Source organism: Neisseria gonorrhoeae, from assembly GCF_013030075.1.
In the GTDB taxonomy this organism is placed as follows: domain Bacteria; phylum Pseudomonadota; class Gammaproteobacteria; order Burkholderiales; family Neisseriaceae; genus Neisseria; species Neisseria gonorrhoeae.
Genome location: NZ_AP023069.1, coordinates 1,104,925 through 1,119,628, shown reverse-complemented (window position 1 = coordinate 1,119,628; position 14,704 = coordinate 1,104,925). Strand labels below are relative to the sequence as shown.

At 47.4% G+C, this 14,704-nt stretch carries 13 protein-coding genes and 6 pseudogenes; 2 read left to right on the top strand and 17 right to left on the bottom strand.

The window, feature by feature from the left end; translation table 11 throughout:
- The first annotated feature begins 23 nt into the window (after positions 1-23).
- Positions 24-1,160: an N-acetyllactosaminide alpha-2,3-sialyltransferase gene (gene lst, locus HT085_RS05835; protein WP_003690950.1), complete on the top strand. Its 1,137-nt coding sequence runs from the start codon at positions 24-26 to the stop codon at positions 1,158-1,160.
- Positions 1,161-1,302: 142 nt separating this feature from the next.
- Here lst and HT085_RS05830 read toward each other — a convergent pair whose 3' ends face one another.
- Positions 1,303-1,761 carry a c-type cytochrome gene (locus HT085_RS05830; protein ID WP_003688008.1) on the bottom strand — a complete coding sequence of 153 codons (459 nt, stop codon included), beginning with the start codon at positions 1,759-1,761 and terminating at the stop codon, positions 1,303-1,305.
- Between the two features lie 118 nt (positions 1,762-1,879).
- Here HT085_RS05830 and HT085_RS05825 point away from each other — a divergent pair, with 118 nt between their 5' ends.
- A complete protein-coding gene (locus HT085_RS05825) occupies positions 1,880-2,701 on the top strand; it encodes an SDR family oxidoreductase (protein WP_003690952.1) in 822 nt (273 codons plus the stop codon).
- Positions 2,702-2,751: 50 nt separating this feature from the next.
- Here the strand turns inward: HT085_RS05825 and yciA are convergent, their stop codons facing one another.
- The 16 genes and pseudogenes from yciA to HT085_RS05745 form a co-directional block, all read right to left on the bottom strand.
- Positions 2,752-3,198, bottom strand: a complete 447-nt coding sequence (gene yciA, locus HT085_RS05820) for an acyl-CoA thioester hydrolase YciA (RefSeq protein WP_002230436.1) — start codon at positions 3,196-3,198, stop codon at positions 2,752-2,754.
- 905 nt (positions 3,199-4,103) lie between these two features.
- Positions 4,104-4,790: an opacity family porin gene (locus HT085_RS05810; protein WP_483406957.1), complete on the bottom strand. Its 687-nt coding sequence runs from the start codon at positions 4,788-4,790 to the stop codon at positions 4,104-4,106.
- 22 nt (positions 4,791-4,812) lie between these two features.
- Positions 4,813-4,944 (bottom strand): hypothetical protein, encoded by a 132-nt coding sequence (locus HT085_RS12320; RefSeq protein ID WP_257736904.1) that lies wholly within the window; start codon positions 4,942-4,944, stop codon positions 4,813-4,815.
- Between the two features lie 380 nt (positions 4,945-5,324).
- Positions 5,325-8,525: pseudogene (gene nalP, locus HT085_RS05805) on the bottom strand (serine endopeptidase autotransporter NalP).
- 109 nt (positions 8,526-8,634) lie between these two features.
- Positions 8,635-9,011, bottom strand: a pseudogene (locus HT085_RS05795) (transposase).
- Between the two features lie 151 nt (positions 9,012-9,162).
- Positions 9,163-9,486 carry a hypothetical protein gene (locus HT085_RS05790; RefSeq protein WP_003688020.1) on the bottom strand — a complete coding sequence of 108 codons (324 nt, stop codon included), beginning with the start codon at positions 9,484-9,486 and terminating at the stop codon, positions 9,163-9,165.
- A gap of 2 nt (positions 9,487-9,488) precedes the next feature.
- A complete protein-coding gene (locus HT085_RS05785) occupies positions 9,489-9,677 on the bottom strand; it encodes a hypothetical protein (protein ID WP_010358500.1) in 189 nt (62 codons plus the stop codon).
- Positions 9,678-9,744: 67 nt separating this feature from the next.
- Positions 9,745-10,083, bottom strand: a pseudogene (locus tag HT085_RS05780) (MafB family polymorphic toxin); the annotation flags it as partial.
- Between the two features lie 69 nt (positions 10,084-10,152).
- Positions 10,153-10,470 (bottom strand): hypothetical protein, encoded by a 318-nt coding sequence (locus tag HT085_RS05775; RefSeq protein ID WP_002215112.1) that lies wholly within the window; start codon positions 10,468-10,470, stop codon positions 10,153-10,155.
- Entirely contained in the window at positions 10,467-10,760 is a 294-nt protein-coding gene (locus HT085_RS11785) for a hypothetical protein (protein ID WP_002254397.1), read from the bottom strand. Before HT085_RS11785 ends, HT085_RS05775 begins: the two co-directional genes overlap by 4 nt.
- A pseudogene (locus HT085_RS11780) lies at positions 10,740-11,078 on the bottom strand (MafB family polymorphic toxin); the annotation flags it as partial. The pseudogene HT085_RS11780 and the gene HT085_RS11785, both read right to left, overlap by 21 nt.
- Before the next feature lie 83 nt (positions 11,079-11,161).
- Positions 11,162-11,464, bottom strand: a complete 303-nt coding sequence (imm40, locus tag HT085_RS05765; protein WP_002234414.1) for an Imm40 family immunity protein — start codon at positions 11,462-11,464, stop codon at positions 11,162-11,164.
- 15 nt (positions 11,465-11,479) lie between these two features.
- Entirely contained in the window at positions 11,480-12,886 is a 1,407-nt protein-coding gene (mafB, locus tag HT085_RS05760; RefSeq protein WP_106274956.1) for a polymorphic toxin MafB class 3, read from the bottom strand.
- A 39-nt stretch (positions 12,887-12,925) separates the two neighbouring features.
- Positions 12,926-13,048 (bottom strand): annotated as a pseudogene (locus tag HT085_RS05755) (adhesin); the annotation flags it as partial.
- A 331-nt stretch (positions 13,049-13,379) separates the two neighbouring features.
- Complete coding sequence (locus HT085_RS05750) at positions 13,380-13,790, bottom strand: hypothetical protein (RefSeq protein ID WP_003690957.1); 411 nt, start codon at positions 13,788-13,790, stop codon at positions 13,380-13,382.
- Between the two features lie 3 nt (positions 13,791-13,793).
- Positions 13,794-14,687, bottom strand: a pseudogene (locus HT085_RS05745) (MafB family polymorphic toxin); the annotation flags it as partial.
- Positions 14,688-14,704 lie beyond the last annotated feature (17 nt).

The following is a 14,704-nucleotide window of genomic DNA, read 5'->3' as shown; positions in this document are numbered from 1 at the left end:
GTCGGAATGGAGTTTTTAGGGATATGGGGTTGAAAAAAGTCTGTTTGACCGTGTTGTGCCTGATTGTTTTTTGCTTCGGGATATTTTATACGTTTGACCGGGTAAATCAGGGGGAAAGGAACGCGGTTTCCCTGCTGAAGGACAAACTCTTCAATGAAGAGGGGAAACCCGTCAATCTGATTTTCTGCTATACCATATTGCAGATGAAGGTGGCAGAAAGGATTATGGCGCAGCATCCGGGGGAGCGGTTTTATGTGGTGCTGATGTCTGAAAACAGGAATGAAAAATACGATTATTATTTCAATCAGATAAAGGATAAGGCGGAGCGGGCGTATTTTTTCTACCTGCCCTACGGTTTGAACAAATCGTTTAATTTCATTCCGACGATGGCGGAGCTGAAGGTGAAGTCGATGCTGCTGCCGAAGGTCAAGCGGATTTATTTGGCGAGTTTGGAAAAAGTCAGTATTGCCGCCTTTTTGAGTACTTACCCGGATGCGGAAATCAAAACCTTTGACGACGGCACAAACAACCTGATACGGGAGAGCAGCTATTTGGGCGGCGAGTTTGCCGTAAACGGGGCGATTAAGCGGAATTTTGCCCGAATGATGGTCGGGGATTGGAGCATCGCCAAAACCCGCAATGCTTCCGACGAGCATTACACGATATTCAAGGGTTTGAAAAACATTATGGATGACGGCCGCCGCAAGATGACTTACCTGCCGCTGTTCGATGCGTCCGAACTGAAGGCGGGGGACGAAACGGGCGGCACGGTGCGGATACTTTTGGGTTCGCCCGACAAAGAGATGAAGGAAATTTCGGAAAAGGCGGCAAAAAATTTCAACATACAATATGTCGCGCCGCATCCCCGCCAGACCTACGGGCTTTCCGGCGTAACCGCGTTAAATTCGCCCTATGTCATCGAAGACTATATTTTGCGCGAAATTAAGAAAAACCCGCATACGAGGTATGAAATTTATACCTTTTTCAGCGGTGCGGCGTTGACGATGAAGGATTTTCCCAATGTGCACGTTTACGCATTGAAACCGGCTTCCCTTCCGGAAGATTATTGGCTCAAGCCCGTTTATGCGCTGTTCCGTCAGGCCGACATTCCGATTTTGGCATTTGACGATAAAAATCAATCGCATGGTAAATCAAAATAGAAAATGGCGGAGTAAGTAAGGCAAAAATCAGGATATGGCGTATTTTTTGAATTGAAGATAATTTCCGATTGCTTTGCGCGTGGCGAAATGACAAAGAAAATGCCGTCTGAAGGATTCAGACGGCATTGTTCTGTTTCGGATGTTATTCGGGCGCGCGGAAACTGTCGTGGCAGGATTTGCAGCTTGCGCCGGTTTCGCCGTAGGCGGCTTTGATTTCGTCCAGTTTGCCGGTTTGGGCGGCGGCGTTGAGTTTTTCGACGGCGGCGGCGAATTTTGTTTTTTCGGCTTCAAATTTTGCACCATCCGACCAAACGGCAGGCAGGGCGCGGCCGTTGCCTTGCGGATCGGACTCAAAAAGTGTGAACGGTTTTTTGCTGCTTTCGGCAAACGCCGCCGCCGCCTGTTTGAATTTTTCGACATCGTAAGGCTCTTCGCCTTTGACCATTTTGCCCATACGCGAGAAGTCGGGCATCATAGATTTGAACGCGGCGGTGCGGTTTTCGGAAATTTCGCCTTTGGGCTGTGCGGGCGCGCCGCCGTTTCCGCAGGCGGAAAGGAATAGGGCGAGGGCGGTTGCGGCAAGGCTGATTTGGGTTTTCATGTTGAATGTGTCCTGTCGTGGTGGTACGGTTGTTGTCGTTTTCAGCCGGCGCGATGCCGTCTGAAGGGTGTTATGATACCTGAAACAGGTTTGGGAAACGAGAAAGAAAGGAAAAACAATGGCTGTTTTAATTACCGGTGCTTCGGCAGGCTTCGGCGAAGCGATGTGCCGCAGGTTTGTCGGGGCGGGATACCGCGTTATCGGTGCGGCGCGCCGTGCGGACAGGCTTCAGGCTTTGGCGGATGAATTGGGTGCTTTGTTTTACCCTTTGGAAATGGACGTGTCGTGCCGCGAGTCGGTGGAAAACGCCTTGAACGGCATCCCCGATGAATTTTCCGACATCGACTGCCTCATCAACAATGCCGGGCTGGCTTTGGGTTTGGACACGGCGGACAAGGCGGATTTTGAAGATTGGGAAACAATGATTCAAACCAATGTTTTGGGTTTGACGTTCCTGACGCGCAAGATTTTGCCGCAAATGGTGGAACGCGGCGGCGGTTATGTGATGAATTTGGGTTCGATTGCAGGCAATTATGCTTATGCCGGCAGCAACGTTTACGGGGCGACCAAGGCGTTTGTGCGCCAGTTTAGCCTGAATTTGCGCGCAGAGCTGGCGGATAAGAACATCCGCGTTACCAATATCGAGCCGGGTTTGTGCGGCAATACGGAGTTTTCCAACGTGCGCTTCAAAGGCGATAACGAGAGGGTGGCGGGCGTGTATGAGGGTGTGGAATTTATCCGCCCCGAAGATATTGCGGAAACCGCATTGTGGCTGTACCGCCGGCCGGCGCATATGAATGTGAACACGATTGAAATTATGCCTGTGGCGCAGACTTTTGCAGGAATGAAGGTCATAAAAACAGCCGTGCCCGAAGTGCGGGAAGACTTTGAAAAACAGAGTATGTCGCTGTTTTCCCGCATCAGGTCTTGGTTCAAATGATACGGAATGCCGTCTGAAGACAGTTTCAGACGGCATTTTTACGGGTATTTTTACGGGGTGGGCAATAAGCCCGACAATTTGGGGTTGCCTTCTTTCGGAATCGGGCGCGGATTGCCTTCCGCATCGATGGCGACATAAGTGAACACCGCCTCGGTTACGAGATGGCGGTCTTCGGTAACGCAATCGTTCATCAAAGTTTTCACCCAGACTTCGACTTTAAGCTGGAGGGAAGTATTGCCCACGCGGACGCAATGCCCGTAGCAGCAGACGACGTTGCCGACCTTGACCGGGCGGATGAAGTTCATTTCCTGAACGGCGACGGTAACGATGCGCCCCCGCGCGATTTCCGCCGCCAATATGCCGCCGCCCAAATCCATTTGCGACATAATCCAGCCGCCGAAAATGTCTTGGTTGGGATTGGTATCGCGCGGCATAGCGACGGTACGCAGGAGCAGTTCGCCTTGAGGGCGTTGGCGGTTGCCTTCTTCGTGCTGCATAAAGTTTCCTTGTTTTATTGAAATATAAATCGGACCTGCACCCCTGCCCGAAACGGGAAGTCGGGAAGTGCGTAGTTTAACCCATTTGAGACATACAAGGGCGGGCGAGGGACGGATGCGCAAGGAGTATTGTAGGGCGGATGCGTAGGGCGGGCCGTAGGGTGGGCTTCAGCCCACCAATCCCGCCAAATCCTACCCTAAGCAACTGAACCGTCATTCCCGCGCAGGCGGGAATCCAGACCTGTCCGCACGGAAACTTATCGGTTAAAAGGTTTCTCTAGATTCCGCATCCTAGATTCCCGCCTGCGCGGGAATGACGGGTTTCGAGACTACGGTGTTGTCGGAACGCAACCGAACCGTCATTCCCACGGAAGTGGGAATCTAGGACGCGGGGTTTCAGTCATTTCCGATAGATTCCCGCCGCGTCGGGGGTCCGGATTCCCGCCTGCGCGGGAATGACGGGTTTCGAGATTGCGGTGTTGTCGGAACGCAACCGAACCGTCATTCCCACGGAAGTGGGAATCTAGGACGCGGGGTTTGGGCAACCGTTTTATCCGATAAGTTTCCGTGCGGACAGGTCCGGATTCCCGCCTGCGCGGGAATGACGGGTTTTAAGATTGCGGTGTTGTCGGACGGGTTTCGAGACTACGGTGTTGTCGGAACGCAACCGAACCGTCATTCCCACGGAAGTGGGAATCTAGAATCTCGGGGTTTCAGTCATTTCCGATAGATTCCCGCCGCGTCGGGGGTCCGGATTCCCGCCTGCGCGGGAATGACGGGTTTCGAGATTGCGGTGTTGTCGGGAATGACGGTTCGGGTATTTTACTGCGCCCGCCCCGCGCCTGTAAACGGCGGGCGCGTCAAAAATGCCGTCTGAAGGTTCAGACGGCATCGGTATCGGGGAATCAGAAGCGGTAGCGCACGCCCAACGAGGCTTCGTGGGTTTTGAAGCGGGTGTTTTCCAAGCGTCCCCAGTTGTGGTAGCGGTAGCCGGCGTCCAGGGTCAGGTTGGGCGTGATGTCGAAACCGATACCGGCGATGACACCGAGACCCACGCGGCGGATGCTGTTGCTTTGGTAATCGTTTTGCGTCTTTGGATCAGTATTATAAGTTGTAACTGCTCCGTTAGGAGCAGTGCTGGGGACGGTAGTAACCTTTATTGTTTTTTTGGTCGAATCGATGCTGTGTCTGACGTGTCCGTAGCTGACGCGCGCGCCGATATAGGGTTTGAATTTATCGTTGAGTTTGAAGTCGTAAACGGCTGACAAACCGAGCGAGGAGACGGCGTGGAACGTACCGTTTTCCTGATTTTCCGTCTTCAGATCTTGCCTGTTGCCATTGTCTTTACGTATCCGCACATTTTCTATGTTGACGGAATATTTATTGTTGTTCCATTTTCTGTAACGGGCATAATCTGCCGCTATCCTCCAGCCGCCGAAGTCGTAGCCGACCGACACCCTGGGGTGGATGGAATGCGTACGGATGTTTCTGAAATAATCGCTTACCGTGCTTATTTTGTCTTTTCTTGTACCGGTTGGTTCCGGATAATCGTGGGTAATGCGTTCGGCGGCGTAGGCTAAATCCGCCTGCACATACGGGCCGCGGCCGCCGTCTTCACTTGCCGCCTGCGCTGCGGAAGAGAAGAGAAGAGAAGAGAAGAGAAGAGAAGAGAAGAGAAGAGAAGAGAAGAGAAGAGAAGAGAAGAGAAGAGAAGAGAAGAGAAGGTTTTTTGCGGGCTGGATTCATTTTCGGCTCCTTATATCGGTTTGACCGGTTAAAAAAAAGATTTTCACTGATGTTGAAGGGCGGATTATATCGGGTTCCGGGCGGTGTTTCAACACAATATGGCGGATGAACAAAAACCGGTACGGCGTTGCCCCGCCCCGGCTCAAAGGGAACGGTTCCCTAAGGTGATGGAGCGCCGGGCGGATCGGTTCCGTACCATCCGTACTGCCTGCGGCCCGCCGCCTTGTCCTGATTTTTGTTAATCCGCTATACGTCTGATTGATGCCGAATCTTTGGAAGAAGTCTTGAAACAATAGAAGCAGGCAATTGGAATAGGGTTTTCTTTTCATAAGAAACAGCCACAAAGACCGTGATCTTTGCGGCTGTCTGTTTTCTGTCCGTCAGAACCGGTAGCCTACGCCGATTTGTCCGCTGTGGTTGCCGTACTGTTTGGAACCGGTGTAGCTGTAACGTGCCAAGCCGTTCCAGCCGTTGCCGAATTCGACATCCACCCCCAGACCGGCAACCCGGCGGGTGTGCGGCATATTGCGTGCACCCGTCTTGCCGGTTGCTGCAGCCGCGCCGGTAAAGCCGCCCGTTACCGCGTAGTCGCGTCCGTTCAGGTCGCGTTCCACGCCCGCCGTCGCAGACAGGACGGCTTTATCGCTCAAGGGTTGCGACAGCTTCAGACCCGCGAGTCCGACCAGTGTGCCTTCAGTGAGGCTGTTGCCGCTCCAGCCCAAAGCACTGCCTTTTTCGGCGAATGCATCCTGTTTGAGCAGGTCGTGGCGCAGACCGCCTTCAACCGTCAAATCTCCCGTTGCGGCAAACGGAACGTTGACACCACCCAGTGCGCCCAGCTGCATCAGCGTGCCGTTGACGCTGCCTTCCGCATATTCATCCGCACCGGTGCTGCGGCTGATGCTGTTTTTGTAGCGTCCGTAGGAGAACAGGCCTTTGAGATAGCCGATATCGCCCACATCGTGCCGTATGCCTGCAAACAGACTAATGCTGTCGGTTTTTGCATTTGCACTGTTTTCGCTCCATGTGCTGCGTCCTATGCCCAGTGTGGCGGCTGCTGTCGTATTTTCGCCGGTTTTCGCGGCAATGCCGATAGTTTGGGTACTGCCGCGCATTTTGCCTTCGACACCGCCCTGTTCCCACGTTCCACCGTCCTGTTGGGTTTGCGCGATGACGCGCAGACCCGTACCGTTGTGGTCCAACCCGTCCGATACGGCTTTCAGGCGGCGTCCCTGCATATCGGCATGGGCGGCGGCACTGTCGGCATAGACGGTAGCGGCGAGACTGTTGAAGATGCGTACGCCGTCGGCGGTATTCGCATGCTGTACGGCTGCCGCTGCGCGGAAAGTTGTGCGCCGTAGGCGGATGCCCGGCATATCTGTGCGGTCGGCGACCGCAGTTTCAACCGTCTCGGGTGTTGCGGATGATTCGGAGGCATCCAGCTCGACCATCAGGTTTTCCAGATTGCTGCCGCCCTGTTCTACGGCGTGTTTCAGACCGGCGGGCGCGGAATGTGCCGCTGCCGAAGCAGTCCGTGCCGCATTGCCGCGACGGACATAATAGGACGGCGTGTCGCCTTCACTGCCCGCTGTTTTTTCGACGCTGTCGAGGGAAGCCAGCAGACCGCCGTCGGTTTCGATATTTTTGAAGAAAGAATAATCCTGCCCGATTTTGGCGGCACTCAGGAAGGGAACATGTCGTCCGGTACTGTTGAGATAGCCTGCCCCCTTGCCGCGTGCCGACATGTACAGCTTGCCGTCGGTAATCGCCGTACCGTCCACTTTCAGCAGTTTGCCCAAACGTGTGTACAGCGTACCTTTGTCGCCCAGCTGCAGACCGCCTTTTGATGTGTACGGTTTCGTTTGCGCCGGATTGGTCGGTATCTGCCAGATAGACAATGCCGTGGCTGTTCAGGCTGCCGCCGGATGCCGCCCCGTTATAAATCAGTGCACCTTTGGTTTTGACGTGCATATCCGATAACACCAGCGAACCGCCTTCGATAACGGTTTTGCCCGTATAGGTGTTGTTGCCGTGCAGTTGCAGTTGGCTGCCGCCTTTTTTGATCAGACCGCCCGTGCCTGAAATGTCGTTACGGAAGGAGTAGGCAATATCGGATGTACCTTTCGTATCGGCGGTAAAGTCGCCGAACGGAAAGGACGCGGGTCCGTTCATGGCCTTACCCGCATCCAGCAGCCCCCAGCCGAACTTGCTGTCCACTCCGACTGCACCGATGTCCTGAGCCGTCGTCAGCAGCGTGGTACGCAGGTTGTCGTTGCTCATCCACGGGTATCTCTGCAGCAGAGCCGCCGTGCCGGTTACGATGGGTGCGGAAAAGGATGTTCCGGCAACTTGAATCGGTCTTGTACGGGTGAAATGGACGGTTGCTTCATAGGATGCCGACAGGCGCCACATGGCAGTAATTCCGCAATGGTTGGAGCCATTGAACTTTTCTCCACTGCGGTCTACGCCTGCGACTGTGATAATGCCTTTTTGAGCGTCTTTTCATAAAATGGCAATAGGGTCAGTGTGTTGGGCTGAGCTTGTGTGTCATTGCCTGTCGAAAAGATGAAAAGGATGTTTTTATTACGGATGTGGTAGGACAGGTTGCCCTAATCGCTCTGTTGCATCAGGCGGATACCCTCATCTGTTTTATCACCGCCGGAATAGTCGAGCAACGTTTGGCGGTACTGCTCCTCCGAATTGGCTATTTGGAAATGGTCGGCAGTGCCTGCCCTCGATGTTGTTCCAAAACTGTTATTGACGATGCGCACGCCACGTTCGCCCAGCTTGACCCATGCATTGCGGATGGCTGCAGACATTATTTCTCGTTCTTGGTTCCATCATGCGTATTCATTATGTGTAGCGTCGCATCGGGCGCAATACCGCCTGCAGGTCTGCCGTCCACGGAACGCCCGCCAATAATATGGGAGACCACATCGATGTGTCCGATTTCTTTTACATGGCGGATATCCGTCGGCTTTGCTTCAGTCTCTATAACGGCCTCATTGTCCAAAGAAGCTTCAATGTCTTTACCGCCTCTGTCTTCAGGCGCTTCCTTCCGCATATACGCCGTATAGTTTTTGTAATTTGTTTTTGTAATTTTCGTTATAGCCGTGTTCTTTTCTGCCATACAGTTCGGGAAAGGATATGCTGCCGACGGATTCGCCTGTATCGACGATACCTACCTCTACCCCGCGTCCTGTATAGCCTGCTTCAATTGCAGGTTTGAGGTTGATCATATTCTTAATATTGGTCATTTGGGTTTGAAAAGTCTCCGGTATGCAGATTCGGGGGGCTTTGATTTTGGCATCCCTGTCTGTAACCGCAACGTCATCCCGATCGGCACAGAGCATGCTTCTGTCTTTGCACATTTCGTTTTTTATACCGGCGTAAGATACTGCTGCTGATTCCGCTATCGTTGCCCTGCTGTTGCTGCCGATACCGGTGCCGCCTGCATTGAAGTCGGGAGCAGAAGTGCCGCCTCCGCCGCCGCCTAAGCAGGCAGAAAGTGTTGTTGCAACAGCTAACGCCATGGCAGCCGGTTTGAAAGTTTTTGTAGGGAAGGTTGAGGTGGTTCGCATGATGAGGTCTCTTTGAATCTGACAATAGAATTCAGGCGAAGGAATAAAAATTTCGTAATGTCCAGATGTAACCCATTTTTATATTTTGAATTATATCTGTCCTGGACAACTAGGATAAACTCGATTTTACTAATTGTTTTAAAATGGAACAAGAACTTTTATCTCACTGTTGTTAAAACGCCGTTCGCACTCCTTTAAATACGGCTCAAAATGCTCTTTGGGAATGCCGTCAAACTTGCGTAAATGACGTTTTGCCCGGTTCCAAAAGTTCCCAATTCCATTAATATGGTTTTGTCGTTCGGCAAAATGTGTGCTGTGATTGATACGGAAATGGCTAAATTCGCCCGCATCCAATACATCATAGCTACGATAACAATCCGTATAAACAATGCTGTCAGGCTCTGCTGCTGTTCTTGCAGTTACGCCTGCGACAAACAGTTCAATGAGTTTATTTTGTTTATACCGGCTTAGACGGCTTTTTCTCATAGGGATAATTCTAACTTAATTTGAATTTCCCTAGTTATCTAGGACAGCCCCATTATTTTTATTTCCAGTCATTCTGGCTATTTTATGTATATTTCCATTATGTTTGATTATCATTTTATTTTTTCCAAGGATTTTCTTCTATATTGATAGTTTATCTAAAGATTTCATTTAAAATATCCTGACTAATTTCTTGTTTATATAATTCTACAATTTTCTGTTTCTGTGTATTTGTATAAAATTTTTCGTTGGTATCTGCTTGATATTTTAATTGTCTCAATATTTCCATGATTTCATATTCTGATTTTTCATCATGTTCTTCAATCATGTAATCAACAAATTGTTTTAGAATATCAAAGGCTTCGTAACTTTCCAAAATTTTAATATGTTTATCGGCAAAATTGGACATATACCATTCGTCAGTGATTGGATTGGTATTTAAATCATCTAAAAAAACATTTACATCATCTAAAAACATGGCTAATCCTTAAACTTGAAATCTGTTTTCTCACCGGTTCTTGTATTTTCAATGTAATGTATCTCAACTTTGTTTATATTTTGAACGCGCTTAACCCAGCCGTCTTTTGCCAACCAACCATTTTTAGTATCGGACATAGGAGGTATTCTCGCAGGAGTTTTGCCCTGTGGGTTTGCCTTAACTTCTTCCATTGCTAATTGTTCCTTTAAATTATTAGGTATTGTACGACCGGTTGATTTTTCAACAGATTGTGTCCCTATTTTTAATGATTTGTTTCCCCCCAGCCATTTCCCTGTCTACAGTCTGCATATGGCGGGCAGTAGGTTTTTCATAGCCGGTATCTTTAACTCAATCCCATTTAGTCGGGTTAAGTTCTACTTTTTTACCTCTCCAAACCGTACCTGCGGCCTCTGCTACGGCAAGGGCAGTTTGGGCAGTAGCTGTAATGTTCGGATGGGCATCAGCCCATTGTCTGGCAGAGTTGATACCGTCTTTTACCGCAAAAGCACTGTCCTGTAATAGGCTCACGGCGGCAAGTTGTGCTTCCGGACTTAATTTTCCTGAATTATTAATACCTTGTAGAGTCTGCTGCGCAGAGATGTAGCAACTGTATTTTTACCCCGTCGGGTAAAAATACAGTTGCTACGGCTGCTGGGAAAGCAGTTACTATTTTCCCAGTGGCTCAAAATTAATTGTTTCAGCAGATATTTTTATAATAATCCCTACATCAATAATAATTTCACTATAAAATTGGTATTTATATAGCTCTATTTCGGGTATAAACAAGGGAAACAAGCTATCTTCCTTATCCTCATAATCTACGAAATTATTTGTATCTAATTTAAAATTCAAAATATTACTGCATTTGATATATCCGAAATAATTACCTTCAATTGTATCTGTAAAAGATAATGTAAGGGTATTTCCATTATCGGAAAAGATTATTTCATAAAGGCTTACATTGTGAAAAATATTTTTTTTCATTTGACAAAATATCCAGAATGATGATGATTATTTGGCAATGGATTGCCTTCATAATCTTGTCGTTGCGGATATTTTCCCTGTACACCATCGGTTCGCGGCACTCTTTGGGTTCTTATAACCTCTCCATTTGGACGAATATCTATTTTCACGCCATCAGGACCTTTCCATGTTTCATATTGAGCCGCATCTGAACCAGTACGTCTAAAACCTTGTTCTTGCAATGCTTGACGTAATTCATCTCGCGTAGTTGGTCTAATAGATTTAACAACTGGCTTGTTTCCTCCTGCCATCTCCCCATCTAAAGTCTGCATATGGCGGGCAGCAGGTTTTTTATAGCCGGTATTTTTAACCCAATCCCATTTAGTCGGGTTAAGTTCTACTTTTTTACCTCTCCAAACCGTACCTGCGGCCTCTGCTACGGCAAGGGCAGTTTGGGCTGTTGCTGTTATATTCGGATGGGCATCAGCCCATTGTCTGGCGGAATTGATGCCGTCTTTTACCGCAAAGGCACTGTCCTGTAATAGGCTCGCGGCGGCAAGTTGTGCTTCCGGACTTAAATTTCCTAAATCATTAATACCTTGTAGAGTCTGCTGAGCGGCTGTATCTGATCCGGTCAGCGTAGGTTAGGTTAAAACCCAGCATTTTCAACATCTTGATGTTTTACTATAAACCTATTCTTGTGCTTCCTTTGTTAGATAAATTTCAAAACAAAAGACACGTATGCATTCTCTAATTTTATTTGAGATAAATAATGCATTGCTTTGTTGATACTGTTAAATAAATTACTTCCCTCGTAATACCAATTATCATATGTTTGATAAAAATAATTATCTTTCTTGATATAAATATCTCCCCCCAATACAAGTATTCTTTCATTTATAAATAAATTTAATATATCTATTGCAGTGGGGACGGGTAATGCGGCTTCTCTAATTCCAATTCCTATCAAAGATTCCCCTTGTCTCGAATAAATTTCAAAAATTTCATTTAACATATTAATCTCTATCTACTATTTTTCAGGAAGTTGTTGGTTAGGGACAAATAATCTATGATTAATTTTTCCATCTGCTTCTCTGATATATTCAAAATTTCCATCTTTTCCTTTATAAGATCCAGGGATATAAAGTTTATGCCTTACAATATTATCTCCGCCAACTATTTGTATTACTGTTCCATTTTCAGAAAAAGCATCTACTGATTGCGGAAAACCATGATAATCACCATTCGATGCTTGCCTTAATACTTTCTCTGTATAACCGGTATTTTCAAAAAAATTATTCGTTGTTACAGTATTTTTTGATTCCAGCGGTCTATTCCCCCCTGCCATCTCCCCATCTACAGTCTGCATATGGCGGGCAGCAGGTTTTTTATAGCCGGTATTTTTAACCCAATCCCATTTGGTCGGGTTAAGTTCTACTTTTTTACCTCCCCAAACCGTAGTTGCGGCCTCTGCTACGGCAAGGGCAGTTTGGGCTGTTGCTGTTATATTCGGATGGGCATCAGCCCATTGTCTGGCGGAATTGATGCCGTCTTTTACCGCAAAAGCACTGTCCTGTAATAGGCTCGCGGCGGCAAGTTGTGCTTCCGGACTTAAATTTCCTAAATTGTGAATACCCTGTAAAGTTTTCCGTGCTGCCGCATAGGTTACCGGGTTTACCGCACTGTCTGTAATTGCCCCAACTCCCAATCCCTGAAAACCCGTTAAAAAAGGATTAACCGCACCTTGGACGATGCCGCGAATATCATCCATACGGTTAGCCCGCCAATTTTTATCGGGGTCGTTTTCCCATATCAGTTTTCCTGCTTCATCCGCACGGCTGAGAAAACCGGAAGCGGCACCGGCATTTTCTTTTAGCCAGCGGTCTGAAAAAGGGGCTTGCGGAACAGTGTTTATCTTTGTTTTTGTAGAAGTTCCTTTGATATGGTAACTGTATATATCCCTTGCCCCTTGTGGTTCCGGATAACCGCCGCCTTGAGGCCCGTCATATCCGTCTGCGGGATGTATTTCCGACCCTGTCCGATGAAGTTGGTAAACGGTAAAACCGCCGTCTACGCTGCCGCTGAAATCAGAAGTGCTTTTTGAATCATGATTATCGAACGGACTGTGTACTTCGTGTCCGTGTCCTGAAAAATGGGTTTCATAACCGATAATGCCTTCAAACCCTGTCCGTTCGTGTGTAATAGGCAGTATGGGGCCGACCGCAGTTGCATCAAATGTTTGGACGGCGCAAACCCGATTTTTAACACTGCCGCGACCATTACCGAACAGATGGTATTTGCCACCCGGTTCGTAGTGTTTTGCCTGCATATCATCGCGCAAACGGGCATCCAAACCGTTCGCATGACTAATGGGGATTTGCAGCAACGATATTGCCGCTGCAAACAGCATCATGAATTTTTGAATAGGCAAATTCATTTTGTTTTCCTTGGCAGCAAGCGGTTATGGCAGTGTGAATCAAGGTTGCCCTTGTCTATGTTGTCGCACTGCTTCATCGCTGTATCCATACCCCTCATGACTGTTATCAGCCTCTACGGATGGGGCGGAGTTACCCGTATGATTGCCGTATGGTTGGATACTTGTATCCGACAAAAATATTTGACGCGTCTATCGTTTCCGAAATGCCGCTGTTGGAAAATGTCGGATTCGAGAATCCGACCTACGGTTGCTGAACAATGTTTTGTAGAACTTGCTCAAAATCCATGTTTCGCCATTTTCCTTTATATATACCTAATGCAGCACGGGTTACGATTTCGTTTAAATCATAAATAGCCATTTACGTCCTCTGCTAATTTTCAGCGAGTAGATTGGGTTACCAAACCCAACAAAAAAGCAGCCTGAAAAATTTCAGGATGCTTGTTTTATGTTTTTTATCAATGATTTAGGTTTTAATCCAGCCTGCGCTTGCTAGTTAAACAGTATTTACATAAAAATCTTGCACTGAACAAACAAGCGTATCATGTTCATCATGAAATGATGGGCATAACGTTAATCTACAAATGTTTACATTTAAAGATATTTTTTCAGTTTCAATATTTTTAATTTGTAAGGTTAATACATGAGGATATTTGTGATATAGCTGATTTTTTAATTGTTCGTTGTCTAATATAGCAAAAGGTAATTTTGCACACAAATAACCAATAACTTTGTTTTTATGAAAAAAAACTATCCAATTTTCAATTCCTTCATCCCAATCAAAAGTAAAATTCGTTCCTTCTATGATAAATTTAGCACAAGATATTAAATCTAACTTAACCCAAGTGGATTTATACAGACTCAATGCTGATGAAGTTATAATATTATCTAAGTTATAAATTTTCATAAATCAACGTTCCTTACCTGGTGTTCCATGCACAGGTCTAATCCCATCTTTATTCGGCTTTCTACGATAAATGTTAATTATATGTGTCGGTTTTCCGTCTGTATAGCCAACTACGTCGTTCGTTGGAACTTTTGCCTTATTTTGACTATCCCATAAATTATGTTTATCTGCATATCTAGCAGCATCTAATGTAGCTTTTTCCGCATCAACATCTGATTTAAATAAACTTTTGCTATCTATCTTGTCTAGACTAGATGCATCAGGTTTGTGTCGTACCATACTGAGAGGGTCAGTAATATATTTGCCATCTGTAATAGCTGATCCACCATTATAGGTAGTATGCGTATAATTTTTTTGTGGAACGAGACTATTTTGCAAAGATTGTTGTGTAGAAACGCCAGCTTTGCCATTAGGAGTAGCTTGCTTCGCTGGCTTATTCCCACCTGCCATCTCCCCATCTAAAGTCTGCATATGGCGGGCAGCAGGTTTTTTATAGCCGGTATTTTTAACCCAATCCCATTTAGTCGGGTTAAGTTCTACTTTTTTACCTCTCCAAACCGTAGTTGCGGCCTCTGCTACGGCAAGGGCAGTTTGGGCTGTTGCTGTTATATTCGGATGGGCATCAGCCCATTGTCTGGCGGAATTGATGCCGTCTTTTACCGCAAAAGCACTGTCCTGTAATAGGCTCGCGGCGGCAAGTTGTGCTTCCGGACTTAAATTTCCTAAATTGTGAATACCCTGTAAAGTTTTCCGTGCTGCCGCATAGGTTACCGGGTTTACCGCACTGTCTGTAATTGCCCCAACTCCCAATCCTTGAAAACCCGTTAAAAAAGGATTAACCGCACCTTGGACGATGCCGCGAATATCATCCATACGGTTACCCCACCAATTTTTATTGGTTTATTGGTATATCG